24 protein-coding genes are annotated in these 25,501 nt (G+C 63.1%); 9 read left to right on the forward strand and 15 right to left on the reverse strand.

What is annotated here, in order from left to right; genetic code table 11:
• Positions 1-107: 107 nt before the first annotated feature.
• Entirely contained in the window at positions 108-1,253 is a 1,146-nt protein-coding gene (locus tag JQK88_RS11795; RefSeq protein ID WP_192254337.1) for a GGDEF domain-containing protein, read from the forward strand.
• Positions 1,254-1,311: 58 nt separating this feature from the next.
• Here the strand turns inward: JQK88_RS11795 and JQK88_RS11800 are convergent, their stop codons facing one another.
• The 6 genes from JQK88_RS11800 to urtA all read right to left on the reverse strand — a co-directional run bounded on the left by JQK88_RS11800 (position 1,312) and on the right by urtA (position 7,511).
• Entirely contained in the window at positions 1,312-1,488 is a 177-nt protein-coding gene (locus tag JQK88_RS11800; protein WP_112561526.1) for a hypothetical protein, read from the reverse strand.
• A gap of 222 nt (positions 1,489-1,710) precedes the next feature.
• The gene (gene urtE / locus JQK88_RS11805; protein WP_013895283.1) at positions 1,711-2,406 is read right to left on the reverse strand and encodes an urea ABC transporter ATP-binding subunit UrtE; all 696 of its coding nucleotides are present in this window, start codon (positions 2,404-2,406) and stop codon (positions 1,711-1,713) included.
• A gap of 69 nt (positions 2,407-2,475) precedes the next feature.
• Positions 2,476-3,222, reverse strand: coding sequence for an urea ABC transporter ATP-binding protein UrtD (urtD, locus tag JQK88_RS11810; RefSeq protein WP_192253719.1), 747 nt, complete (start codon positions 3,220-3,222; stop codon positions 2,476-2,478).
• 4 nt (positions 3,223-3,226) lie between these two features.
• A complete protein-coding gene (urtC, locus tag JQK88_RS11815; RefSeq protein WP_192253718.1) occupies positions 3,227-4,459 on the reverse strand; it encodes an urea ABC transporter permease subunit UrtC in 1,233 nt (410 codons plus the stop codon).
• Positions 4,456-6,072 carry an urea ABC transporter permease subunit UrtB gene (gene urtB, locus JQK88_RS11820; protein ID WP_203278379.1) on the reverse strand — a complete coding sequence of 539 codons (1,617 nt, stop codon included), beginning with the start codon at positions 6,070-6,072 and terminating at the stop codon, positions 4,456-4,458. Before urtB ends, urtC begins: the two co-directional genes overlap by 4 nt.
• Positions 6,073-6,200: 128 nt before the next feature.
• Positions 6,201-7,511, reverse strand: a complete 1,311-nt coding sequence (gene urtA / locus JQK88_RS11825; protein ID WP_112561521.1) for an urea ABC transporter substrate-binding protein — start codon at positions 7,509-7,511, stop codon at positions 6,201-6,203.
• Positions 7,512-7,824: 313 nt separating this feature from the next.
• On the opposite strand from urtA, the gene JQK88_RS11830 reads away from it, so the two are divergent.
• Complete coding sequence (locus JQK88_RS11830) at positions 7,825-8,220, forward strand: hypothetical protein (RefSeq protein WP_192253716.1); 396 nt, start codon at positions 7,825-7,827, stop codon at positions 8,218-8,220.
• Between the two features lie 120 nt (positions 8,221-8,340).
• Complete coding sequence (locus tag JQK88_RS11835) at positions 8,341-10,254, forward strand: PhoX family protein (protein WP_203278380.1); 1,914 nt, start codon at positions 8,341-8,343, stop codon at positions 10,252-10,254.
• 68 nt (positions 10,255-10,322) lie between these two features.
• On the opposite strand, the gene JQK88_RS11840 is transcribed toward JQK88_RS11835, so the two are convergent.
• From JQK88_RS11840 to JQK88_RS11850, 3 genes are all read right to left on the reverse strand, one after another.
• Entirely contained in the window at positions 10,323-11,894 is a 1,572-nt protein-coding gene (locus JQK88_RS11840; RefSeq protein ID WP_203278381.1) for a GMC family oxidoreductase, read from the reverse strand.
• Between the two features lie 50 nt (positions 11,895-11,944).
• Positions 11,945-12,475 carry a gluconate 2-dehydrogenase subunit 3 family protein gene (locus JQK88_RS11845; protein ID WP_112561517.1) on the reverse strand — a complete coding sequence of 177 codons (531 nt, stop codon included), beginning with the start codon at positions 12,473-12,475 and terminating at the stop codon, positions 11,945-11,947.
• 82 nt (positions 12,476-12,557) lie between these two features.
• Complete coding sequence (locus tag JQK88_RS11850) at positions 12,558-12,953, reverse strand: VOC family protein (RefSeq protein ID WP_192253712.1); 396 nt, start codon at positions 12,951-12,953, stop codon at positions 12,558-12,560.
• 222 nt (positions 12,954-13,175) lie between these two features.
• On the opposite strand from JQK88_RS11850, the gene JQK88_RS11855 reads away from it, so the two are divergent.
• Positions 13,176-13,478 (forward strand): ribbon-helix-helix domain-containing protein, encoded by a 303-nt coding sequence (locus JQK88_RS11855; RefSeq protein WP_112561515.1) that lies wholly within the window; start codon positions 13,176-13,178, stop codon positions 13,476-13,478.
• A gap of 127 nt (positions 13,479-13,605) precedes the next feature.
• Here JQK88_RS11855 and JQK88_RS11860 read toward each other — a convergent pair whose 3' ends face one another.
• A complete protein-coding gene (locus JQK88_RS11860) occupies positions 13,606-14,316 on the reverse strand; it encodes a purine-nucleoside phosphorylase (protein ID WP_203278382.1) in 711 nt (236 codons plus the stop codon).
• A 171-nt stretch (positions 14,317-14,487) separates the two neighbouring features.
• Positions 14,488-17,061, reverse strand: a complete 2,574-nt coding sequence (gene cckA / locus JQK88_RS11865) for a cell cycle histidine kinase CckA (RefSeq protein WP_203278383.1) — start codon at positions 17,059-17,061, stop codon at positions 14,488-14,490.
• 206 nt (positions 17,062-17,267) lie between these two features.
• On the opposite strand from cckA, the gene JQK88_RS11870 reads away from it, so the two are divergent.
• Positions 17,268-17,981, forward strand: a complete 714-nt coding sequence (locus JQK88_RS11870) for a flagellar biosynthetic protein FliO (protein ID WP_203278384.1) — start codon at positions 17,268-17,270, stop codon at positions 17,979-17,981.
• 173 nt (positions 17,982-18,154) lie between these two features.
• On the opposite strand, the gene dksA is transcribed toward JQK88_RS11870, so the two are convergent.
• Complete coding sequence (gene dksA, locus JQK88_RS11875; protein ID WP_112395407.1) at positions 18,155-18,571, reverse strand: RNA polymerase-binding protein DksA; 417 nt, start codon at positions 18,569-18,571, stop codon at positions 18,155-18,157.
• A gap of 251 nt (positions 18,572-18,822) precedes the next feature.
• Between dksA and JQK88_RS11880 the strand changes: the two genes are divergently transcribed.
• From JQK88_RS11880 to JQK88_RS11895, 4 genes are all read left to right on the forward strand, one after another.
• Complete coding sequence (locus JQK88_RS11880; protein WP_192253704.1) at positions 18,823-19,326, forward strand: SixA phosphatase family protein; 504 nt, start codon at positions 18,823-18,825, stop codon at positions 19,324-19,326.
• Positions 19,327-19,411: 85 nt separating this feature from the next.
• Positions 19,412-20,890 carry a YcjX family GTP-binding protein gene (locus JQK88_RS11885; RefSeq protein WP_192253702.1) on the forward strand — a complete coding sequence of 493 codons (1,479 nt, stop codon included), beginning with the start codon at positions 19,412-19,414 and terminating at the stop codon, positions 20,888-20,890.
• Complete coding sequence (locus JQK88_RS11890; protein ID WP_192253700.1) at positions 20,887-21,951, forward strand: YcjF family protein; 1,065 nt, start codon at positions 20,887-20,889, stop codon at positions 21,949-21,951. The genes JQK88_RS11885 and JQK88_RS11890 overlap by 4 nt, the downstream gene beginning before the upstream one ends.
• An 82-nt stretch (positions 21,952-22,033) precedes the next feature.
• Positions 22,034-22,582 carry a hypothetical protein gene (locus JQK88_RS11895; RefSeq protein WP_192253698.1) on the forward strand — a complete coding sequence of 183 codons (549 nt, stop codon included), beginning with the start codon at positions 22,034-22,036 and terminating at the stop codon, positions 22,580-22,582.
• 74 nt (positions 22,583-22,656) lie between these two features.
• Here the strand turns inward: JQK88_RS11895 and JQK88_RS11900 are convergent, their stop codons facing one another.
• The 3 genes from JQK88_RS11900 to JQK88_RS11910 all read right to left on the reverse strand — a co-directional run bounded on the left by JQK88_RS11900 (position 22,657) and on the right by JQK88_RS11910 (position 25,465).
• A complete protein-coding gene (locus JQK88_RS11900; protein WP_192253696.1) occupies positions 22,657-22,923 on the reverse strand; it encodes a hypothetical protein in 267 nt (88 codons plus the stop codon).
• A gap of 284 nt (positions 22,924-23,207) precedes the next feature.
• Positions 23,208-24,416, reverse strand: a complete 1,209-nt coding sequence (locus JQK88_RS11905; RefSeq protein ID WP_203278385.1) for an MFS transporter — start codon at positions 24,414-24,416, stop codon at positions 23,208-23,210.
• Positions 24,417-24,475: 59 nt separating this feature from the next.
• Positions 24,476-25,465 carry an AraC family transcriptional regulator gene (locus JQK88_RS11910; protein ID WP_192254335.1) on the reverse strand — a complete coding sequence of 330 codons (990 nt, stop codon included), beginning with the start codon at positions 25,463-25,465 and terminating at the stop codon, positions 24,476-24,478.
• Positions 25,466-25,501: the final 36 nt, after the last annotated feature.

Here is a 25,501-nt window from a genome sequence, read left to right on the forward strand (position 1 = left end):
AACGTAGTATCTTCCCCGCCATCGTAACCTTATCGATACCTCCTTGCTGCATGAATCCGGTCCGGCCCGGTTGCAAGAGCCAGGTCGCCGCGGGCAAGGACGAGGGCATGTCGCTCGACTACAATTCGCTTCTATTGGCTGTCGGTTTTTCCGCCGCTTGCCTCTGCATGACATTGTTCGGCATCTGGCTTACCGCGCGCTCGGAAAAATTCCTGCTGACATGGGCTGTCAGCGTGCTTCTGATCGTCGCCGACGTCTTGGCCTACCAGGCCTATATCGACGCGCCCGGACGCCTGCTCGGCCTCGCCACCTTCACCTTCCTGCTGCTCGCCTTCGCGACCATGCTGGGAGCCGCCCACCAATTCACGACCGGCGCCTCGCCGCTGCCGCGCATCGCTATCGGCGCCGGCGGTCCGCTGGCGATCGCCTTGCCGCCAATGGCGCTTGGCTATGACGGGCTGGGCTTCATGCTGGAAAATGCGTTTGCCGCGCTGCTCTTGTTTGCAACAGCCTATGAATACTGGAAGGGACGGACCGAATTCCCGGCTCCGATCATCGGCATTGCCGGGCTCTACACGGCCACCGCAATATCCTTCGTGCTGTGCTCCGGAGTGCTGGTCTGGGATGGCAGGCTGGTGCTTGGCCATGCGCCGAGCAACTGGGCCGAGGATCTCAGCCTCATCATCGTCATCGCCTGCATGACCGGCATCGGCGCCTTGTCGCTGGCGCTCAACCAGGGGCGCTTGGCGCAGCATCACCGCCGCGAAGCGCTAACCGATCCGCTTACCGGCCTGCTCAACCGACGCGCTTTGTTCGACCTGTATGGCAAAACGGCGGTCGAGGCCTTCACCGCCGTGATCGTGTTCGATCTCGATGGCTTCAAAGCCATCAACGACGAGTTCGGCCATGCCACCGGAGACGAAGTGCTGAAACTGTTCGCCAAGGATTTGACCGCCAATCTCCAGCCGGGCGACGTCGCCGCGCGCATGGGCGGAGAGGAGTTTGCGCTGGTCCTCGATCGCATCTTGCCTGAGAAGGTGGAATTCATAGCCGAACGCATCCGGGCCAGTTTTGCCTCGCGCCGGATCGATACCGAGACCCGCCTGCTGGCCTGCACGGTCAGCGCCGGCTACGCTTTCGGCAGCGAAGGCGGCACCAAGTTCGACAAGGTGCTCAGCGCCGCCGACAAGGCGCTCTACGGCGCCAAGCGCGGCGGCCGCAACCGGGTGCTCGCATTCCGGCGCGCCGGGTAGGCTGTGCCGATATTCAGCCGGCCTGACCTGAATCTCAACACATACTCGGCCTCAGCGGTCAGGCAGCCAGGACGATCTCGTTGTAGGTATCGAGATCGACATAGAAAACCTTGGTGATTTCGCCGATCAACTCATCCTGCTGGTAGCCTTGCGAGCGCAGAATGTTGATGGCGGTGATGATGTCGACGCGCTCTGTCAGCCGTCGTTTCTGGTGGTCCTCGACGAACCGTTCCATAGCCTATTCTCCTGGCAAGATTATCTGGACGCATTGACCGACAATCAGAACTGCGAGGGAAAGCTAGGGTGGCTTGCTTGCGCGGAACTTGCAGGCTGAGCCAGCGCATTCCCTCCATCTGCTACAGACTGATACGGAAGCGGCCGACTCACCGGGGCCTGAGAAAGACTAGCATGCAGTATTGCTAGTGCCAGCGTTGAGGATGAACTGAGTGGAAAATGGTTAGACCGTCAGAAACTTCCTGACATCCGCCCTGTCGAGATCTTCGGCCGGGCCGGTATGGACGATCTGGCCCCGGTCCATGATGTTGACCTCGTCGGCGAGCTCGCGGCAGAAATCGAGATATTGCTCGACCAGAAGCACTGCGATGCCGGCCTGGTCGCGCAAATAGCGGATGGCGCGGCCGATGTCCTTGATGATCGAGGGCTGGATGCCTTCGGTTGGCTCGTCCAGCACCAGCAGTTTCGGCCGCATCACCAGCGCCCGGCCGATGGCGAGCTGCTGCTGCTGGCCGCCGGAGAGATCGCCGCCACGGCGTCCCAGCATCTGCTTCAACACCGGGAACAGTTCGAAGACATGCGCAGGCACATTGCGGTCGGCGCGCTTCAACGGCGCAAAACCGGACTCCAGGTTCTCGCGTACCGTCAGCAGGGGAAAGATCTCCCTGCCCTGCGGCACGAATGCGATGCCCGACCGGGCGCGATCATACGCCGCGCTCCGGTCGAGCGCCTTCCCCTCGAAGGCAACACTTCCGCTCGTCAGCCGGTGGTGGCCGACGATCGATCTCATCAAACTGGTCTTGCCGACGCCGTTGCGGCCGAGCACGCAAGTGATCTTGCCGGCGCCCGCCTTCAGCGACACGCCGCGCAGCGCCTGGGCGGCACCGTAGTGGAGCGTGGCGTTGGAAACTTCGAGCATGTCAGCGCCTTTTCCAGAAGCGAAGGAAAGACAGGTCGAAGCGATGGAATTGCACCCGCCACACCATGCTCATCTCCCCAGATAAACTTCGACGACCCGCTCGTCGGCCGAGACGAAATCCAGCGTCCCTTCCGACAGCACCGAGCCCTCATGCAGGCAGGTGACCTTGACGCCGAGCTCTCGCACGAAATGCATGTCGTGCTCGACGACGATGACCGAATGGTCACGCGCTATGTCTTTGAGCAGGCGCGCTGTTTCCTCGGTCTCGGCATCGGTCATGCCGGCCACCGGCTCGTCGACCAAAAGCAGCTTCGGGTCCTGCGCCAAGAGCATGCCGATCTCCAGCCACTGCTTCTGACCGTGGCTGAGATTGGCCGCCAGATCGTGACGCTTGTCGCCGAGCCGGATGACGCCGAGGATGTCGTCGATCTGCCGCGCCTCGGCGGCCGAGCGGCGATGGAACAGCGCCGGGAAGATCGAGCGCGGCCCCTTCAGGGCCAGCATCAGATTGTCTTCGACGCTGTGGCTTTCGAAGACGGTCGGTTTCTGGAATTTGCGGCCGATGCCCATCATGGCGATCTCAGCCTCATCGTGCCTTGTCAGATCGACCTGGCCGTCGAAGAACACCTCGCCCTCGTCGGGACGGGTCTTGCCGGTGACGATGTCCATCATAGTCGTCTTGCCGGCGCCGTTGGGGCCGATGATGGCGCGCATCTCGCCCTTGTCGAGCACCAGTGACAGATTGTTGATGGCGCGGAAACCGTCGAAGGAGACCGAGACGCCGTCGAGATAGAGGATGGTGTTGGACTTCGACATCGCTCTACTCCGCCGGCTGCGGTTCGGGGCCGGACGCGGACCAGGCACCGGGCGTTGTCGCCGCGGAGCGGACGATCTTCGCCGGTGGCGGGGCGTCGGAATCGGTGCCAGCCTCCTCAGCGATCGCGGCTGCCCGCATCGCCTTGGCATTGCCGCGCCAGGAATCCCACATGCCGATGATGCCCTTGGGCAGGAACAGGGTGACGGCGACGAACAGGCCGCCCAACGCGAACAGCCAGAATTCCGGCAGCACGCCGGTGAACCAGGATTTGCCGGCATTGACGAGCAGCGCGCCGACGATCGGGCCAACGATGGTGCCGCGCCCGCCGACGGCCGCCCAGATCACAACTTCGATCGAGTTGGATGGTTCGAACTCGCCGGGATTGATGATGCCGACCTGCGGCACGTAAAGCGCGCCGGCAATGCCCGCCATGACAGCCGAGACGGTAAAGGCAAACAGTTTTACATTTTCCGCCCGCCAGCCGAGGAAGCGCGTGCGGCTTTCGGCATCGCGCACAGCCATCAAGAGCTTGCCGTATTTGGAGCCGACGATCGCCCAGGTGATGAAGACGGCGAGCGCCAGCATCACCGCGCTGGCGGCAAACAGTGCCGAGCGGGTGGCATCGGCCTGGACGTTGAAGCCCAGAATGTCCTTGAAATCGGTCAGGCCGTTGTTGCCGCCAAAACCCATATCGTTGCGGAAGAAGGCGAGCAGCAGCGCATATGTCATCGCCTGGGTGATGATGGAGAGGTAGACGCCGGTGACGCGGCTGCGGAAGGCGAACCAGCCGAAGACGAAGGCTAGCAGGCCAGGTACGGCCAGAACCATGACGGCGGCGAACCAGAAATGATCGAAGCCATACCAGAACCACGGCAATTCCTTGTAGTTCAGGAACACCATGAAATCGGGCAGGATCGGGTTGCCGTAGACGCCGCGCGAGCCGATCTGGCGCATCAGATACATGCCCATCGCATAGCCACCGAGCGCGAAGAAGGCGCCGTGACCGAGCGAGAGGATGCCGCAATAGCCCCAGACGAGATCGAGCGCCAAGGCAAGCAATGCGTAGCAGAGATATTTGCCGGTCAGCGCCACGATATAGGGCGGGATGTAGAAGGCGCTGGTCGGCGACACCGCAAGGTTGAGCAGCGGCACGATGATGGCGGCGGCCAACAGGATGAGAATCGTGATGGCGATGCGGCGGTCCGCGCCGGCAGCGAAGAAGCGTCCTGTGATCATGCTTCCACCGCCCTGCCCTTGAGCGCGAACAGGCCGCGCGGGCGTTTCTGGATGAACAGGATGATGAGGACCAGCACGACGATCTTGCCGAGCACCGCGCCGGCATAGGGCTCCAAAACCTTGTTGACGATGCCGAGAGAGAAGGCGCCGACCAGCGTGCCCCACAGATTGCCGACGCCGCCGAAGACGACGACCATGAAACTGTCGATGATGTAGCCGCGGCCGAGGTTGGGCGAGACATTGTCGATCTGGCTGAGCGCGACACCGGCAATGCCGGCAATGCCGGAGCCCAGCGCAAAGGTCAGCGCGTCGACCCAAGGCGTGCGGATGCCCATCGAGGCGGCCATGCGGCGGTTGGCGGTGACGGCGCGCATCTGCAGACCCCAGGGCGTGCGCTTCATGACATAGAGCAGCACGCCGAAGACGGTGAGCGCGAAGACCAGAATCCACAGCCTGTTCCAGGTGATGGCGAGCTGGCCGACATCGAAGGAGCCCGACATCCAGGAGGGATTGCCGACCTCCTGGTTGGTCGGCCCGAAGATCGACCGCACTGCCTGCTGCAGGACCAGCGAGACGCCCCAGGTCGCGAGCAGCGTTTCCAGCGGCCGGCCGTAGAGGAAGCGGATGACGCCGCGCTCGATGATCAGGCCGATAGAGGCGGCAACCAGGAAGGCGAGCGGCAACGCGATGACCAGCGACCAGTCGAACAGGCCGGGGAATGAGGTTCGGATCACCTGCTGCACGACGAAGGTGGTGTAGGCGCCGAGCATGACCATCTCGCCATGCGCCATGTTGATGACGCCCATGACGCCGAAGGTGATGGCAAGGCCGATGGCCGCCAGCAGCAGCACCGAGCCGAGCGATATGCCGTACCAGATGTTCTGACCGGCATCCCACAGCGCCAGGCTCGAATTGATGCTGGCGATCGCAGCGCTCGCGGCGTCCTTGACCGCGCCTTGCGCGTTGGCCTCGACCGACGTGAGCAGCGACAGCGCGTCGCGGTCGCCGCGCGCGCCGATGAGCGCAATGGCTGCAAGCTTGTCGGCCTCGGGCTTGTCGGAGACCAGGACCGACGCAGCGCGCGCCTGCTCGAATAGCGCCTTGACCTTGGCGTCGGTCTCGGCGGCAATGGCCGCGTCGAGCGGCTCGATGTTGGCGGCATCGGGCGTCTTGAACATTGTGTCGGCGGCAGCAATGCGGACAGCCGGATCTTTCGCACGCAACGTCAGCGTGCCCAGCGCATCGCGGATGACGCGGCGCAGCGTGTTGTTGACCTTGATCTTGGTGATGTCGGCCTTGGCGGCGTCGCCGGCGCTCTCACCGCTCAGCGGATCGAGCAGCGTGACACTGTCGCCGGCCTCATTGCCGACGAAGACGGCTGAATCGTCTTTGCGGATGTAAAGATTGCCTTCGGCGAGCGCTGCAAGCGGACGTTCGACCAGCGGATCGCCGGTGGCGGCGAGCTCACGCACCACGGCTTCGGTCGCCGAAAACCCTGAGCCGGTGGCGAATTTGGCGATGACGGCGCGCAGATCAGCTTCGGCTGCGTTCGACGGCAACAGGCTTGCCATCAGGAACACCAGCATGAGGCCGAGAGTGCGCAACAGGATCATCCGCTCAGGTACTTTTCCGGGAGGTGGAATTTGGCGCCCGGGCGGGCTGAAGCGCCCGGACGCCTTGCGGTCTCTGGCCTTGGAACCGGCCAGATGGCCATGGACCTGACGGTCCAGGCCGGGGAGGATCAGTTCGTGCCCTTGCCGCCACACCTGCCGGTGGCAACGTTGAAGTTGCCGCAGGACAGAGGCGCACGCCAATCCGAGATCAGGTCCTTGGAGTCAGGCAGATAGTCGGACCACTCGTCGCCCATCACGAGGCCGGGCGTCTGCGACACGGTCTCGAACTGGCCGTCGGCCTGGATCTCGCCGATCAGCACCGGCTTGGTGATGTGGTGGTTCGGCATCATCGTCGAATAGCCGCCGGTCAGGTTCGGCACGGACACGCCGACCATGGCGTCGATGACCTTGTCCGGATCGGTCGTGCCGGCCTTCTCGACCGCCTTCACCCACATGTTGAAGCCGATATAGTGGGCTTCCATCGGGTCATTGGTGGTGCGCTTGTCGTTCTTGATGAACTTGTGCCAGTCGGCGATGAACTTCTTGTTTTCCGGCGTGTCGACGCTCTCGAAATAGTTCCAGGCGGCGAGATGGCCGACCAGCGGCGCGGTGTCGAGACCGGCTAGTTCTTCCTCGCCGACCGAAAAGGCCATGACCGGGATGTCCTCGGCCTTGATGCCCTGGTTGCCGAGCTCCTTGTAGAAGGGAACGTTGGCGTCGCCATTGACGGTCGAGACGACGGCGGTCTTCTTGCCGGCCGAACCGAATTTCTTGATCGCCGAGACTTCAGTCTGCCAGTCGGAGAAGCCGAACGGCGTGTAGTTGACCATGATGTCTTCGGCGGCGACGCCCTTGGCCTTCAGATAGGCCTCGAGGATCTTGTTGGTGGTGCGAGGATAGACATAGTCGGTGCCTTCCAGCACCCAGCGCTTCACCGAGCCGCCATCCTCACTCATGAGGTAGTCGACGGCGGGGATAGCCTGCTGGTTTGGCGCGGCGCCGGTGTAGAATACGTTGCGCTCGCTTTCCTCGCCCTCATACTGGACGGGATAGAACAGGATGTTGTCGAGTTCGGAAAACACCGGCAGTACCGATTTGCGCGACACCGAGGTCCAGCAGCCGAACACGGCGGCGACCTTGTCCTTGGAGATCAGCTCGCGCGCCTTTTCGGCGAAGAGCGGCCAGTTGGACGCCGGATCGACAACGACCGCTTCCAGCTTCTTGCCGAGCAGGCCGCCCTTGGCGTTCTGCTCTTCGATGAGCATCAGCATGGCGTCTTTCAGCGTCGTCTCCGAAATCGCCATGGTCCCCGACAGCGAATGCAGAATGCCGACCTTGATCGTGTCTTCGGCGGCCTTGGCCGGAGACGACATCGACAGGCCGGCAGCGACCACGCCGGCCGAAAACATTTTTGTTATTGTAGCGAAATTACCCCTCATACCGAACACTCCCAAGCTGGTTGATTGCAGCGCAACCATGCAATGCAACAGCCGTGCCAAACGCAAATGCAGCGCTCGGAAATGGGGAATAATCTAACGTTATCAGCCGATTATTATATTAGCCTAAAGAAAACAAAGGCAGCCGGTTAAAAATTGATTGAGGGAAATTTGCGCAGCGCACAAGGCTTTTGCCTAATTTTCGCCCAATTATGACAAGTGCCTAGATTTTGAACTCAGCCAGCGGCATGCGGACGAACAATATTGCGGCACGGCGCAAAAATGGGGCAAGCTCACTCCGCAAACGAGTGACCCGATGACATCCCGCATCTCATGCATTTCCGGCATCCTGCTGCTGATGGCAACGAGCGACGCCGCGCGCGCCGATTTCAGCGATGGCAAGCTGCCGGACGGCACCTATCACTGCGAAGTCTATCTGCTCGGCGCCTTCCTCAACCTCGGTGACATCACCATCAAGGGCAATGTCTATACCGGCCCGGTGACGTTCGGCACCGCGCTGCAAGGTTACAACTATCAGATGAACGCCAATGGCGAGATCACCTGGCTGGGACCGCTGGGCGGCTACACCACCGGCGGCAACTCCGTCTCGATGACGCAGGCGACGCTGGACGGCGAGACCACCCCGTCCTTCGACATCATCCTGAAGCAGCCCGACGGTGCCTTCACCGCCTCGACCTGCACCAAGGGCTGAGCCGAGCAAACCACTCTCGCCAACGCTTGCGCCAAAACCTTCCTCTCATGTCATGCAGATGTTGCCGAAGCAGACTAGGGCAGCGGTGCGCCGTAACATCCACCCTGAGAGGCAGACACCATGGCCAACGCACCGTCTTCATCCTCCCCCGTCATCCGCGAAATCATTGCCGAGCGCCTCTCGCGCCGGTCTCTTTTGAAAGGCAGCCTTGCCTCCGGCGCTTTGATTGCCGGCGGCAGCTTTGTCGGCTCCTTGTTTGCCGGCGAAACGCATGCCGCGGCAGCGCAGTCGACGCTCGGCTTTCCCGAGCTGAAGCGGGTCTACGACAAAACCCATGCCGCCGCTGAGGGCTATGAGACGACCATCGTCGCGCGCTGGGGCGACCCGCTTGCCGCAGGCCTCGCCGAGTTCGACGGCAACAAAGTCGCCGCCGACGAGCAGGAGAAACGCTTCGGTTACAATTGCGACTACATCGCCTTCATGCCGCTGCCCAAGGGCACGGTGAACTCCGACCACGGTCTGCTCTGCGTCAACAACGAATACATCTCGCCCAATGTGATGTTTTCCGGGATGACCGAGGACGACGCCGGCAAGACGATGACCAAGGAACAGGTCGATCTCGGCATGGCCGCGATGGGCCATTCGATCGTCGAAGTGCAACTGAAGGACGGCAAGTGGGAAACCGTGGCTGACAGCCCGCTCAACCGCCGCATCACCGCCAACACCGAAATGACCGTTTCCGGGCCGGCCGCCGGCCATGCCTTGATGATGACTTCAGCCGACGCCACCGGCACCAAGGTGCTCGGCACCAGCTACAACTGCAGCGGCGGCTTTACCCCCTGGGGCACGGTGCTGACCTGCGAGGAAGGCGTGTCGGACATTTTCGGCGGCGACCCGAAGAAGGCGCCGACCGCCGAACTGCTCGACCGTTACGGCTTCGACGGCTCCGACATCTATGGCCGCGGCCGCTTCCACGACCGCTTCAACCTCGACAAGGAGCCGAACGAGGCCAACCGCTTCGACTGGGTGGTCGAGATCGACCCTTACGACCCGCAGTCCAAGCCGGTAAAGCGCACTGCACTCGGACGCATGTCGCATGAGGCGTCGACCGTGGTCCTCAACAAGGACGCCCGCGTCGTCGTCTATATGGGTGACGACGACTATTTCGAATACATGTACCGCTTCGTCTCGGCAAAGCCCTATGACAAGGCTAACCCGGCCTCAGGCGCCGACCTGCTCGACGAGGGCGTGCTGTCGGTCGCCCGCTTCGATGCCGACGGCTCGATGACATGGCTGCCGCTGGTGCATGGCCAGGGGAAGCTCACTGCCGAGAACGGTTTTGCCGACCAGGCCGAAGTGCTGTTGAAGACGCGTTTTGCGGCCGACGCGCTGGGCGCCACGCCGATGGACCGGCCCGAGGACATCGAGACCAATCCGGTGACCGGCCGCGTCTATGCGGTGATGACCAAGAACAAGAAGCGCGACCAGTCGAAGGTCAATCCGGCCAACACGCGGCCGGAAAACCTCTGGGGCCATATTGTCGAGCTGATCCCGCCCGGCGGCCGCGGCGCGGATGCCGACCACACGGCGGAAAAGTATGCCTGGGACCTGTTCGTGCTCTGTGGCAATCCCAGGGATGCCAAGGTCGGCGCGACCTTCCATCCCGATACGTCGGACAATGGCTGGTTCGTCTGCCCCGACAACATCACCTTCGATCCGGCCGGGCGGCTGTGGGTGGCGACCGACGGCGCCAATGATTTCGACCTGCCGGACGGCGTCTATGGCGTCGACACCGAGGGTGCCGCGCGCGGCCTGCCGAAACTGCTGTTCACTTGCCCGCATGGCGCGGAAGCAACCGGCCCGTGCTTCACGCCGGACGGCACCACGCTGTTCCTGTCGGTACAGCACCCTGCGGAAGACGCCGAGACGCTCGACAAGGTGCAGACGCTGTGGCCCGATTTCAAAGACGGCCAGTTGCCGCGGCCGTCCGTCGTCGCCATCCGGCGCAAGGACGGGCAGCCGGTCGGCGCCTAGTCAATCTCGGGAGATAAAAGAGCGGAACGCGCCCATGCGCGTTCCGCGTAGCGGTCCGGGAGGACGGCTCAGATCGTCTTGGCCGACATTTGCGATGCTATATATTCGGCCTGGCGGATCGCCAGCGACACGATCGTCAGTGTCGGGTTTTCGGCCGCACCGGTGGTGAACTGGCTGCCGTCCGACACGAACAGGTTCTTGATGTCGTGCGCCTGGCCGTGCTGGTTGACGACGCCGTCTTCCGCCTTCTCGCTCATCCGGTTGGTGCCGAGATTGTGGGTCGAGGGATAGGGCGGCGTCGGGAACGAGCGCGTCGCGCCAACCGCATCGTAAAGCGCTGTGGCCTGCTTGTAGGCGTGGTTGCGCATCGCCGTGTCGTTGGGATGGTCATCGAAATGCACGTCGGCGATCGGCATGCCGTGCGCATCCTTCTCGTCCTTGTGCAGCGTGATGCGGTTTTCCGCGCGCGGCATGTCCTCACCGACGATCCACAGGCCGGCCATATGATCATAATGGTCGAGCGCGGTGGTGAAGGACCGACCCCAGCCGCCGGGATTGAGGAAGGCAGCCATGAAGGGCAGACCGAGCGACAGCGTCTCGAACTCGTAGCCGCCGACAAAGCCGCGCGACGGGTCATGGCGCGCCTCGTCGCGGATGATGCCGGCCATGGTGGTGCCGCGATACATGTGCACCGGCCTGTCGAAGATGGCGTAGACCGAGCCGGTGGTGTGGCGCATGTAGTTCTTGCCGACCTGTCCCGACGAATTGGCAAGCCCGTGGGGGAATTTCGCTGACTCGGAGTTCAGCAGCAGGCGCGGGCTTTCGATCGAATTGCCGGCGACGGCGACGACGCGGGCCTTCTGCTCCTGCAGCTTGCCGTCCTTGTCGGCATAGACGACGCCGGTCACCTTGCCTGCAGCGTCGTGGTTGATCTTGATCGCCATGGCATTTGGCCTGACTTCGAGATGACCTGTCGCCTCACCCTTGGGGATCTCGGTGTAGAGCGTCGACCATTTGGCGCCCCATTTGCAGCCCTGGAAGCAGAAACCAGTCTGCTGGCAGGAGTTGCGGTCGTCGCGCTCGACCGAGTTGATGGCCATGTTGCCGGTATGACATTCCTTGTAGCCGAGCTTGTCGGCGCCGGCCTTCAGCACCTTGAAATTGTTGTTGCCGGGCAGTCGCGGCCAGTTATTGGTGCCGGTGACACCCATCTTGGCTTCGGCCTTGGCGTAGTAGGGCTCCATCTCGGCCAGCGTGACCGGCCAATCCAGCAGGTTGGCGCCTTCCACCTTTCCATAGGTCGAGAGCGTCTTGAACTCATGCTCCTGGAAGCGCAGCGAGGCGCCGGCCCAGTGCGTGGTCGAGCCGCCGACCGATTTGACGATCCAGGCCGGCAAATTGGGGAAATCCTTCGACACCCGCCAGTCGCCGGACGTCGTGCGCTTGTCCGTCCAGGCAAGCTGGCTGAAGGAGCCCCACTCGTCGTTGATGAAGTCCTCATATTCGTGGCGGGCGCCGGCCTCGAGGATGACGACATCGACGCCCTTCTGGGCGAGTTCGTTGCCGAGCGTGCCGCCGCCGGCGCCGGAGCCGATGATGACGACGACATTGTCGTTCTTGAGATCAAATGAAGCTGCCATGGTTTCCTCCCATGAATTCCTGTTTGCGACGGTTCAAAACGACAGGGGCTCTAGAGCCACTCGATGTCGTCGAAACCGCGTGCGATGTAGCCGCCCTTTGAGTAGGATTCGCCCTCGTAGCCGAAGATCGGCCACACCTCTTGCTGGTTGTAGAGGCTGACGACGAGGCCGCCGCGAATGGACTGGAAGAACGGCGTCGCCTCGATCTGCTGCAGCACGGCGACGCGCTGCTCCTCCCAGCCGAGGCCGCGATAGCCGCCCTCGCCCGACTTCTTGTCGAGGTCGGCAATGCCGTCTTCGATCATCGTCTTGTAGGCGGCGTCCTTGCCGGCCTGCTCGTCATGGCCCTTCACGGCGATGGCGTAGTATTTGTCGGGCACCTGATCGTGCGGATAGATGTCGCGCGCCATCTGGATCAGCGTCGCCATGGTTTCGGGCTTGAGCGCCGATGTCTCGAGCCCCCAGGCATTTTCGGGGCTGATGACGGCGCTGCCGGAGATGACGAGCAGTGCGCCGATGCCACCGCGCTTGAGAAGTTCACGACGTGAGAGCCCAGGCTTTCCGTCATAGATCGTGACCATTTGTTCCTCCCTGCTTGCTATTTGCGCCCTTGAAGAGCACCGTTGCTGGCGTCGCGCGGCTGAACGCGGCGGAATAATCCCCCTACTGGAAGCGCCCTCCACGCTGCAGAACCTCGATCTTGTAGCCGTCGGGGTCCTCGATGAAGAAAAAGCGGGCGATGAGCGACCCATCGCGGTTGAACTCGACGATCTTCTTGGGGTTGAGGCCGAGCGCGCCGATGCGGTCGTGCTCGCTGTCGAGATCGGCGACCGAGACCGCCAGGTGACCGTAACCGTCACCAAGCCCATAAGGCTCGGTGCGGCCCTTGTTCACGGTAAGTTCGAGCTCGAACCCGGTTTCGGCGTTGGCGAGGTAAATCAGCGTGAATGTCTCGAAATCCAGCCTGTCGGCAATATCGAGCCCGAAAGCGTTTCTGTAGAAATCGACGGATCGGGCCTCCTCGAGGACCCGGATCATGGAATGGATCGCTTTCGCCAAATCAGTCTCCGTCGCTGCATGTTGGAGGCGATTATGGGCGGCATGCGCGAAAGGTGGTGGCAGCCGGTTACCACGGCTAATTTTGCAATCACTGCTATGCCTGGGGCCTAAAGACGAAAGTCCGATTGCCGTTTGCGGCTTTCGGGCCGAAAATGGCTGGACAAATATCCGCTTGAAGGCGCGACTCACAGCGCCCAAAACCAACAATATCGGGAGGTAGGAATGTGCAGGGTTTTTGCCGGGCAGGATCCGGAAGGCTACCGACAGATCAACAGGTCGATACGCATCGACGGACACTCGACCAGCATCCAGCTTGAGGCGACATTCTGGGCATTGCTGGACGAGATTGCCGACAGCCAGGGCCTGACGACGCCGAAATTCATCTCGAAACTCTATGACGAGGCGATCGAGATCAACGGCGCCATTCCCAACTTCGCCTCGATGCTGCGCACCACCTGCGCGCTCTATCTGCGCGGTCACCGGCCTGACATGGATGAGCTGACGCCGAAGCGCCAAGCCGCCTGAAGCTGGAGCGGTTCATCCTTTCGCGGAAACGCCGAACCGCTCCAGGTTTTTTGTTTGACGGAATTCCCTAGGGAAAGCGCAACGCGCTTTTCCCGGGAAAACCGTTTCACACTTTTCCTGGAATTGCTTATCCCTCGGCTGCAACCTCGAGCCCGAGCCGCGCCATGTCGGTGAACAGAGCCTGACGTTCGGAATAGGCGGTTAGCTCGTCGGTCACGATATTGTCGACGACGGTCAGCAGCGACAGGGCGCGGGCGCCGAAATGCGCCGCGATGCGGTAGAGCGCGCTGGTTTCCATGTCGACGGCAAGCGCGCCAAGCGCCTGTGCCTCAGCGAATCGAGCGCGCCCTCCCGGGTGATAGAATACATCGCTGCAGATGGTCAGCCCTGCCTGATGGTCGATGCCGAGTTGAGCGGCGCAGGCCAAGGCGTGGGCGAACAGGCCGGGATCGGGCCCGGCGGCGGCATCGTAGAGGCCGAAGACCTGGCCGCTTCGCTCGCTTTCGGCGCGCACCGATTGCGAGATCACCACGGAACGCAACGGCATATCGGCGGTCAGACCACCGCAGGTACCGGTGCGGATCAGCGTTTTGACGCCGTGGAAATCCAGCAGCTCATGCACATAGACCAGGAAGGACGGGACACCGATGCCGGTGGCCTGGATGCTGACGGGACGACCGCGATAGAGGCCGGTAAAGCCCAGCGCGCCCCGGCGACGGTTGACGCAGCGCGGCGCCTCCAGAAACGTCTTCGCCATCCACTCGGCGCGCTGCGGATCGCCCGGCAACAGCACCGTTGCGGCATAGTCACCCTTGGCTGCCTCGTTGTGCGGCGTCACGACATGCTCCCCAAAACCCGCCGCCCCTTTCGCCTGCAATCATGCCAGCGTCACGTCATTGCGCAAGCGGTGAATTAGGGAGATCTAAAGCGCGTCGCTTGCGACGCACTTTAGGCTTTTGTTTTATGCATGTCGTTTTCTCAAAACGGTGCCACTTTTGAGCGACATGCATCAGGATTCAAGCACGTCCTTGACGACAGTGGCCAGTTGTTTGAGCGAGAACGGCTTCGGCAGGAAACCGAATTGCGCGTCGGGCGGCAGGTTCCGGGCGAAGGCATCTTCGGCATAGCCGGACACGAAGACAAACTTGATGTCGGGCTGGCGCTTGCGCAATTCGCCAAGCAGCGTCGGTCCGTCCATCTCCGGCATCACCACGTCGGACACGACGATATCGACCTTGCCGCCGAGCGCCTCGAAGACTTCCAGCGCCTCGACGCCCGAGGACGCCTCATGGACGGTGTAGCCGCGCGAGGTCAGCGCCCGCGAGCCGCCCATGCGCACGGCGTCCTCATCCTCGACCAGCAACACCGTGGCCGAGCCCGAGAGGTCCTTGCCGGGATCGGGGGCTTTCACCGGGGCTGCCGGCGCTTCGCCGACTTCACCCGGCTTCTTCGCCTCCGCTATATGGCGCGGCAGGAAGATGCGGAAGATCGAGCCCTTGCCGACTTCGGAATCGCAGAAGATGAAGCCGCCGGTCTGCTTGATGATGCCGTAGACCATCGACAGGCCAAGGCCGGTGCCTTTGCCGACCTCCTTTGTGGTGAAGAAGGGCTCAAAAATCTTCTTCAACACGTCCGGCGCAATGCCGGAGCCGCTATCCTCGACCTCGACCACGACATAGTCGGCCGGGGTGAGTTCGCGGTAGGAAAAGCTCTTGCACTCTTCGGCGGTAACATTTCGGGTGCGCACGGTGAGATCGCCGCCGGCCGGCATGGCGTCGCGCGCATTGACCGCGAGATTGACCACCACCTGCTCGAACTGGCCGATGTCGACCTTGACCGGCCACAGGTCGCGGCCGTGGTCGACCTTCAGCTTGATGTCGTTGCCGACCAGGCGGGCAAGCAGCATCCTGAGGTCGGCAAGCACGTCGGTCAGGTTCAGCACTTCCGGCCGCAGCGTCTGCTTGCGCGAGAAGGCGAGCAGTTGCCGCACCAGCGAGGCCGCCCGATTGGCGTTCTGCTTGATGTTCATGATGTCGGGGAAGGACGGGTCCGACGGCCGGTGATTGGTCAGCAGAAGGTCCGACGCCATGATGATGGCGGTCAGCACATTGTTGAAGTCGTGGGCGATGCCGCCGGCGAGCTGTCCCACAGCCTGCATTTTCTGGCTCTGCGCCATCTGGCCCTCGAGCGCCTTCTGCTCGGTGGTGTCGACGGCATAGACGATGGCCGATTCCTCAGCCCCCTCGCCGCCGGTGCCATCGGCGACCGCGTTGACGTAGAAGCGGATGTGGCGCTCCTCATTGCCGGGCAGCAGTGTGTCGATGGGCTCGATGTCGGCCTGCCTGAGCCGCGCCTTTTCGAAGGCGGCTGCAAAGGCCGGGCGGTCGCGCTCGTGGATGACCGTATCCAGCCGCACGCGGCGGTCGACGGCATCGCGATCGACGACGGAGGAAAACAGCGACAGGAACGGCGCGTTGGTGCGCAGGATGCGGCCGCTGGCGTCGACGCCGGCAATCGCCATCGGCGTCGAGTTGAAGAAGCGGGTGAAGCGCACTTCCGAGGCGCGAAGGTCGGCGGACGCGTCCTCACCCTGGGTGCGGTTGAGCACGATGGTGCGGGTCGGGCCGTTGGTCCCCTCGCGGCTGGCCGAAACGCGGTGCATGAAGCGCACCGGCAGCGCTTCGCCGGTCGTCGTCGTCAGATCGAGATCGATGACCGCATTGCGGGTGGTGCCGGGATCGGCCTTGACCGAGCGCACCAGCGCCATGCCGTCGCCGGCGACGATTTCCGGCAGCGTAACCGCGCCGGGCGTGAAGCTCGCGAGGTCAATGCCCAGCCATTCGGCGAGCGTGGCGTTGATGTAGGTGACGCGGCCCTCCTGGTCGGCCGAGAAGAAGCCGGCCGGCGCGTGGTCGAGATGGTCGATGGCCTTCTGCAGGTCGAGGAAGAAACGCTCCTGCTCTGCCCGTTCCTGCGAGATATCGGCGAGCTGCCAGGCGAGCATGGGCAAACGCTGGCCGGGAACGCTGAAGGTGCGGGCCCGCGCGCGGTACCAGCGCGCGCCTGGCTCGGCGCCGGGCCGGATCGACTGCGCCAGCCGGAATTCGCCGTCGCCGGCCTGGCCGTCGCGCAGGCCCGAGGCCAAGCGGTATATGGTCACCGAGGCTTCGGGAACATCGGAAAGCAAGCCTTCGACCGTCTTCAGGTCGGCTGCCGACGCGGCACCGGTCATCTCGGCATAGGCGCGATTGGCGTAGACGACGCGGCCCTTGGTGTCGGTGACGATCAGGCCCTGCGACATCGAATCGACGAAGGCCTTCGACAGTTCATCCCCGGTCGAACGCGGCGCGATCTGCACGAAGCCGATGGCCGTGGCAAACAGGAAGCCGACGCCGATCATGGCAAGCACGCCCAGCATGCCGAGCAGGAATGGATCGCCAAGACGCTCGCGGAAAATACCGAAAACGATCGCGGCACCGGTCAAGACGATGATGAAGACGATGAGCCGGGTAACCGCGCCTGGCCGCGTGTTCTGGTCGACGATCGGTACCGGATAGAAATCGCCGCGCGTTTCCCTGGCCATATGCCCCCTGCTCGTGAGTTTGTCCGACATCGCCCCCGGCCGGTTGAATCACATTCTCCTAATCCGGAAAAGGCCTTGGCGGCAAATGTCTGATAAAAATGACGCGCCGGTGTTTCAAGCTGTTCATGAGGCGTGAAGGCAACTTGCGGTGCCCGGTCGCAACGGTCTAGTGTCGCTTCCACTTCAAAACCGATTTGGGGGCACCGATGCAGTGGCTGGATAGCGTGGCGGGTCCTGGATATGCCGCAGCGCTGCTGTGGACGTTTGCCGCCCTTGTCCTGCTGATCATCGTGCTTGTCATCATCAGGCTGGTCCGCAACCTGACTTTCGGCACCTTCGTTGCCGGCGGCAGGAACCGCAAGACACGGCTGGCGGTCATGGACGCCACCGCGGTCGACAGCCACCGCCGGCTGGTGCTCATCCGGCGCGACGATATCGAACACCTGATTTTGATCGGCGGCCCGACCGACGTCGTCGTCGAGCGCGATATCAGGCTGGCGGCACCACGCCGTCCGGCTTTGACCGGCGATGGCGGCGGCGGTGGCCAGCAGCAACAGGCGCCGCGTCCGCGCGCGGCACAACCCGCCCCCGCCGCACCTGCAAGGCAGGCGCCACCGCCGCAACCGGTAAGGGCGGCCCCTGCCGCCGTTCCGCCACGCCAAGCAGCACCAGCGCCAAAACCAACCCAAATCTACCAGGCGAGCAACGTGACACCGCTGCCGGCCTATGGCGCGGCCGCCAACACCGCCCGGCAGGCCCCGCCGCCACCAAAGCGCGAGTCCATCGACGACACGCTGATGCGAGAACTCGAGGTCTCGCTCGATGATTCGCACGCCAGCACGCCGGCGGCGAAAGCGCCGGCTTCACTCGATGACGAGATGACCAAGCTGCTCGGCGAACTCGCCAGCCAGAAGCGATAAATCCTACCGGAAACCGGCCGGTCCTGACCGGAGTGTGGATCTATACCATTCTTGCGTATGATCTCTTCGAACCGAGGCTTAGCGCGGCAAAAACCCGGAAGCTCCGCGAAAAAACAGAAATGGCCGGGAAACCCGGCCATTTCTAATGAAAAGTTCTGCCTGAAAGCTGCGGCTCAATCGTCGCGATAGACTTTCTCGCGGCGCTCGTGGCGCTCCTGCGCTTCGATCGACAGGGTCGCGATCGGGCGTGCGTCGAGACGCTTCAGCGCGATCGGTTCGCCGGTTTCCTCGCAATAGCCGTAAGTGCCTTCATCGATGCGCTGCAGCGCCGAATCGATCTTTGAAATGAGCTTGCGCTGGCGGTCGCGGGCGCGAAGTTCGATGGCGCGGTCGGTTTCAGAAGAAGCCCGATCGGCGAGATCGGGGTGGTTGGCGTTTTCCTGCTGCAGGATTTCGAGAGTTTCGCGCGCTTCGCGCAGTATGTCGTTCTTCCAGGTGACGAGCTTCAGGCGGAAGTATGATTTCTGCCGTTCGTTCATGAACGGCTCGTCTTCGGAGGGTACGTAATCGGCGGTAGAGATATCGTTCATTCGACTCACCCAACAACCCCAAATTTCGCGCCTATATATTCGCGCAGAGGAGGCTGCACAAGCGTAATCGGCGCGCGTTTCACGCAATTGTTAATGCCGCGAGGGGCGAGCCACGGCAAAGCCTTCCACAGCAAGGCGCGGGCGAATTCGCACATGATTCGTTGCGCTTGGGTGCCGCCGCCATTGTGCGGCAGGCCTTTCTCGTGGCTAATCCAATTGTCATCTGAAAGGCAGCACACCATGGGGGCCCGGTGAGCAGACTGTATCTGTTGCGGCATGCCAAGGCTGGTTGGGCGCTGCCCGGCGTGCGCGACTTCGACCGCCCGCTCGACGCATCGGGCATTGCCGATGCCGAAATGATGGGGACGGTGATGCGTGCCCGCAACTACATTCCCGATATCACGCTCTGCTCCAACGCCAAGCGGGCGCGCCAGACGCTGGAGGGCATAGCCGGCCACACCGACACCGGCCGGGTGCTGTTCCTCGACACGCTCTACAGCGAGGATGCCGCCGGCTATCTCGCCATCATCCGCGGCAATGGCGGGCCGGGCTCGCTGCTGGTCATCGGCCACAATCCAATGACGGAAGACCTTGCCATGGCGGTCTCGGGCGACGGCGACGAAGCGGCGCGGGCCATCATGAACCATGGTTTCCCGACCTCCGGCCTGGCGGTGGTGCGCTTCGAGGGCACCCTCACCGAGGCCGCGCAAGGTGCCGGCTATCTCGAAGCCTTCCTGACGCCCGCCGATCTCTGAGCGGAGCCGGCCAGGTCCGGACGCCATTTCAAACTGCGGATGCAAAGCCTATATCGGGGCGGACCGAGGCCCGAGAGAACAGATTTTGGCATCATCGCTTACCACTTTCACAGACGAAGCGAGAATTGCCCTGGATACGCTGTCGGGGCGGGCCAGCGGGCTGTTTTCGCCATCGCTGCGGCTCGGCGTCACCGGCCTTTCCCGTGCCGGCAAGACGGTGTTCATCTCGGCTCTTGTCCACAATCTGATCCATGGTGGACGCCTGCCGCTGTTCGAGGCGCAGAAGTCTGGACGCATCGCGCGCGCCTTCCTCGAGGAACAGCCGGATGACGCCGTGCCGCGCTTCCAGTATGAGGACCATATCGCCGCCCTCGTCAACGATCGCGTCTGGCCGGACTCGACGCGCGCCATTTCCGAACTCAGGCTCACCATCGAATATGAATCGGCCTCCGGCTGGAACCGCATGTTTTCCAGCGGGCGGTTGTCGGTCGACATTGTCGACTACCCCGGCGAATGGCTGCTCGACCTGCCGCTGCTCGGCAAATCCTTCGCCGATTTCTCGCGCGAAGCCTTCGAAATGGCGATGCTGCCGGTGCGTCACGACCTGTCGCAGGACTGGCGGGCCCTGTCGGCGACGATCGACCCCAATGCCGACGCTAACGAAATGACGGCGCGCCGGCTGGCCGAAGGCTTTGCCGCTTATCTCAAGGCCTGCAAGCTCGACGAGCGGGCGCTCTCGACCTTGCCGCCCGGCCGTTTCCTCATGCCTGGCGACCTCGAGGGTTCGCCGGCGCTGACCTTCGCGCCCTTGCTGCTCCAAAGCGAGCGGCGGCCACGCTCCGGTTCGCTGCAGGCAATGATGGAGCGCCGCTACGAGGCCTACAAGACGCATGTGGTGAAGCCGTTCTTCCGCGAACACATCACCCGCCTCGACCGCCAGATCGTTCTGATCGACGCCATGCAGGCGCTGAACGCCGGCCCCGGCGCGATGGCCGACCTCGAACGCGCGGTGACCGAGATCCTCTCCTGTTTCCGCCCCGGCCGCGGCAATTTCCTCACCGATTTGTTTTCGCGCCGCATCGACCGCATCCTGGTCGCCGCGACCAAGGCCGACCATCTGCATCACGAAAGCCATGACCGGCTGCAGGCGATCGTGCGGCGGCTTGCCGACCGGGCCGTGGCGCGGGCGAATTTTACCGGTGCCGATGTCGACGTGGTCGCCATGGCGGCGGTGCGCGCGACACGCGAAGGCACGGTCAAGCAGGGGCGCGAGACGTTGCCGGTGATCATCGGGACGCCGCTGAATGGCGAGAGGATCAACGGCGAAACCTTCGACGGCAAAAACGAAACCGCCATATTTCCCGGTGACTTGCCGGAGAAAATTGAAGCGGTTTTTGATGTTTCGGAAGCCGACCACCGGCAGAGCAGCGACGACCCGGCGATCCGTTTCGTGCGCTTTCGCCCGCCAAAGCTTGAACGCACCGCCGAAGGCGTCACGCTGTCGTTGCCGCAGATCAGGCTCGACCGCACCTTGCAGTTCCTGATCGGAGACCATCTGGCATGACCGCGCCCCGCAGACCGGCAGCTTTCCGTATCGAGCCGGAGGCCGAATCGAAGCGGGCCCGCAGCCATGCCGAGCCGCTACCGACGCGCAAGCCGCGCGCCGTCGTCGTGCCGGCCGAGATCGATGTCTTCGACGAGCCTGACATCGTCGCCGCCGAACCGCCGCCGGCGACCGCGCCGCGCAAGCGCTCGATGTTCGCCAGCCTGTTTTTCGGCGCGGTCGGGGTCCTGGTTTCGCTGGCCGTCGGCCTGTGGACCGACCAGCTCATTCGCGACCTGTTCGAACGCGCGGAGTGGCTGGGCTGGCTGGCGGCTGCCATGGCCGCAATCGCCATGCTGGCGCTCATGGTGGTGCTGGTGCGCGAATTCCTGGCCATCGCCCGGCTGGCCGAGGTCGAAAAGCTGCAAAAACGCGCTCTCGATGCCGTCGCGCGCGACGATCCGAAGGCCGCAAGGGCCGTCGTCGAAGAACTCTCGGCCTTTGTCGCGGCGAAACCAGAGACGGCGGCCGGCAGGCGATCGCTGGCCGAACTGCGCGGCGAGATCATCGATGGCGGCAATCTGGTGCGACTGGCCGAAACCGAGATTCTGGCGCCGCTCGACGCCAGGGCAAAGGTGATGATCCTGGAAGCAGCCAAGCGGGTGTCGCTGGTGACGGCGGTCAGCCCGCGTGCCCTGGTCGACGTTGCCTATGTCGTCTTCGAGGCCGGGCGCCTCATTCGCCGCTTGTCCGAGCTTTACGGCGGCCGGCCCGGCACGCTCGGCTTCTTCCGGCTGGCGCGCAGCGTTCTCGCCCACCTGGCGGTGACCGGCTCGATCGCCGTCGGCGACAGCTTTGTCCAGCAGATCGTCGGCCACGGCCTTGCCGCGCGGCTTTCGGCGAAACTCGGCGAAGGCGTCGTCAACGGCATGATGACGGCGCGCATCGGCATCGCCGCGATGGAGACGGCGCGGCCCCTGCCCTTCATTGCCGCCAGGCGGCCGGGCATGGGCGATTTCCTGTCGGCGCTGACCTCGTTCGCGACCAAAAAAGAGAGTGAAACGCCTGCTCCCGACAAGTGAACGTCCTCTCGCGGTCACCAAGCATTAACCAATCTTGTTCATGGTCGTCCAACAACAACCTCCTTGTTGCCCGGTGTCGTCTATGAAAAGCGTAATCTTGTCCTGCGTCCTGCCCCTGGTCGCGCTTGCTGCACCTCTGGGCCTGGCCGGGAAAGCCCCTGCAGCCGAACCCGACAAGCAGTTCTTCCACACCGTCGAAGGCAAATGGGTCGGCCCGGGCGAGATCGTCGCCGGCAAATACAAGGGCACGAAATTCACCTGCAGCTTCGACGGCTCGACGCCTGACAACAAGACGGGCATGTCGCTCGACGGCGACTGCCGGGTCGGTGTCTTCACCCAAAAAATGTCAGCCACCGTCGAGCGCAAGGGACGCGACTACAAGGGCAACTTCATGGGCGGCGCCGCAGGTTCGGGCCTCGACATTATCGGCGGCAATGTCGTCGATCCCCGCAAGGTGGTCTTCACCATCAACCGCAACCAGTTGCGCGGCGTCATGCAGGCCCGCATCCCCGACGACAATTCGATGACGGTGACCATCGCCGTGCGCGTCGACCAGCAACTGGTGCCGGTGATCGGCATGAGCCTCAAGCGCGTCGATGCCGTCGAAGTCGGCTCCATCGCCAAGAACTGAGTTCCGGCAGCGGCCAGCAAAAAAGGCGGCGGCCACACCCGAGCCACCGCCTTCTTCAATTCCCCAGAACGAAATCAGCCCTTGATGGCGGCCGTCAGTTCGTCATAGGCCTTGCAGGCTTCGTCCAGCGTCGTGGCCCCCTGGTACTTGGTCGTCACCGCCTGCACCTTGGCCGTCAGGTCAGCCGCCTTGGACGGATCCTTGGTGATCGCCTCCTGCAGCGCGGCGGTCATCTCCTGGGCCTTCTTGGCCGCAAGCTCCTGCGTGCATTCAGGCGCCTTCGAACAGGCCGATGCGGCAAGCATGGCGACACCCACGCCAACGAGCAAAAACTTCTTCATGTCAGTCATCTCCTCACAAAGGCAGAACTTGATCGTCGCTGCCTTCAAATGGCCGAAGCCGAGCGTCCCTTAGCCGCCGATTGCGGCAAAACGCAACGCGTGTGCCGCATAAACTTGTGTAACGCGGCTGCAACATCGCGGCGGCCCGGAGTCAGGCCGTCCAATGCATGTCGCCCAAAAGTGCGCAGCGGTTTTGGGATAACGACATGCAAAAAACAAAAACCTAAAGCGCGTCGCACAGGGCCGTTCAGGCGCGACGCGCTTTAGGGCAGTTGAAGCAGGGTTCAGCTGCGAGGCTGTAGCAGCGCCAGCAAAGCTGTCGATGCGGCAAGGACGGCGGTGAGAGTCAAAGGCGCCGTGGCGCCATAGTTGTCCACGACATAGCCGCCGACAACCGCGCCGATGGTGATGGCAACCTGGAAAGAGACGACCATCAGGCTGCCCGCCGCTTCCAGTGCGTCAGGTGCCGCACGGGACAGATTGGTCGGCAGCACCACCGGCCCCATGCCGAAGGCCAAGCCCCAAAGCGTTACGAGCGCGAAGGCAGCGCCGACGTGCACGCCCCAAAGCACCAATGCCAGCGCCGCAAACGCCATCAAGACGGCGGTGACCACGAGAGCCATGCGGATATTGGCGTCGGCCAAGCGGCCGCCGGCTATGTTGCCGACCACGGCGGCGATGCCAAATCCGAGCAGAGCCAGCGCAATCGGCCCGGATGCAAGCAGCGTCACGTGTTCGAGGAAGGGGCGCACATAGACGGAGCCGGCGAAATGCCCGGTCATCAGCAAGACAATGGCAAGCATGCCGAGCTGAATGCCGCGCCGCCGCGTCAGCCGAAACACGTCCGCAAGGCTGTTGCTTGCGGTTGCAGGCAAGGTCGGCAGGCTGAGAAACTGCAGTAGCATGGCAACCAAGGCCAGCCCCGCTGTCATGGCCATGGCACTGCGCCACCCCAGCCAGTCGCTGATCAGTGCACCCATCGACGGCGCGGCAATGGTGGCGAGCGAGACGCCCAGGGTGACAATAGCCATGCCCCGACCTGTCGCATTGGCGCCGACCAGCCTTGCCACGACGGCAACCGAAAGGGCCCAGAAAGCGCTGAGAGCGATGCCCAGTCCGGCCCGGCCCAGCAACAGCAGCCAGAAATTGGGCGCCAGCGCCGCAAGAATATTGGAAGCGACCGCCAGGGCCATGAGACCAACCAGCACCGTCTTGCGGTTCAACCGGCCGATGAGAACATTGCTCAACATGGCCGTTACGGCGCCGACCGAAGCGGTGGCGGTGACGACCTGTCCGGCCGTTCCCTCGCTGATGCCGAGATCGTGCGCCATCGGCGTCAACAGACCTGCCGGCAGGAATTCGGCTGACACCAGGGCAAAGCTGGTGGCCGCCAATGAAATGACCGCGAACCAGGTGGCTGCGCTCCATGCGGTTGGCGCATCGGCATCAAGGCCGATCGCGGCGTCTTCAAGCTGTAATGTTGTGTCAGTCACGGAAGGATCTCCAAAGTTTGGAGATCTTCATAGACGAGTCCGTTCGGATGATATGTATCCTAGAATCCGAAATTCATATCTATTCGTCCGGGAATTGTGCGGCGCACAACACCCGGCGAAACATTGGTGATGCGCTTGAACGCGCGCGCGAAGGATGCCTCGGAATCATAGCCCAAACGGGTAGCGACTTCGGCAACCGACAAGCCGTTCTGCCCCAGCAACTCACGGGCAAGCTGCATCCGCAGGCGGGCGAGATAGCGTGCCGCACCCTCGCCCAAGACAGCGCTGAAGCGCTCGGCGAAAATCGACCGCGATTGGCCTGCCACGCCGGCCAGGCTTCCCAGCGTCCAGTTGTGGCCGGGGTTTCGGTGCATGGCTGCCAGAGCGCGGCCAATATGGGGGTCGCGGATGGCTGCGAGCCAACCGGTGGTCGAAGCGCCATTGCAATTGACCCAGCAGCGGATGAGCCGGGCTGTCAGCAAATCCGCCATACGCGACAAAATGGTGGCGCTGCCCATCTGCGGTTGCGCGGCCTCCACCGTCATAGCCGCCAGCAAAGGACCGACGACGGGGTCATTGCCGGCCACGTCGCAACCCTTGATGACAGGCGGCATCAACGTGATCAATGGGTTGAGCGCACAGGAGCCCAAGGCCATCGAGCCGCAGAAAAGGGTGCTCGTCGCGCCCGTTCCCTGCCGTACCACTTCGCAGACGTTGCCGCCGAACTTGATCACCTGGCAGCCCTCGAGCGAGTCGACCTCAACGTCCGGCGCGCTCGCCAGCCGATGGGCGATGCCTTGCGGCAGCAGCACCAGATCGCCATCGCGCAACTCCTGCCAGCCTTGCGCTTCGGTATGGATCCAGCATGGCCCATGGCCGACAAAATGGAACCGAAGCAGCGGTTGCTGCGGAAAGTCTATGCTCCATGGATGCCGGAGCTCGCAGCGGCCATAGTTGACGCCGCTCAAGCGAAAGTCCTGCAGAACTTCACTGAGCGCATCCATCGGGATATGGGACGGCGAAGACGGTCGGGACGAATGGTCAAGCATTGAGCTGATATAGATGCCGAACGTCCGGCAGGCAAG

It is taken from the genome of Mesorhizobium caraganae (assembly GCF_016836705.1).
GTDB lineage: Bacteria > Pseudomonadota > Alphaproteobacteria > Rhizobiales > Rhizobiaceae > Mesorhizobium > Mesorhizobium caraganae.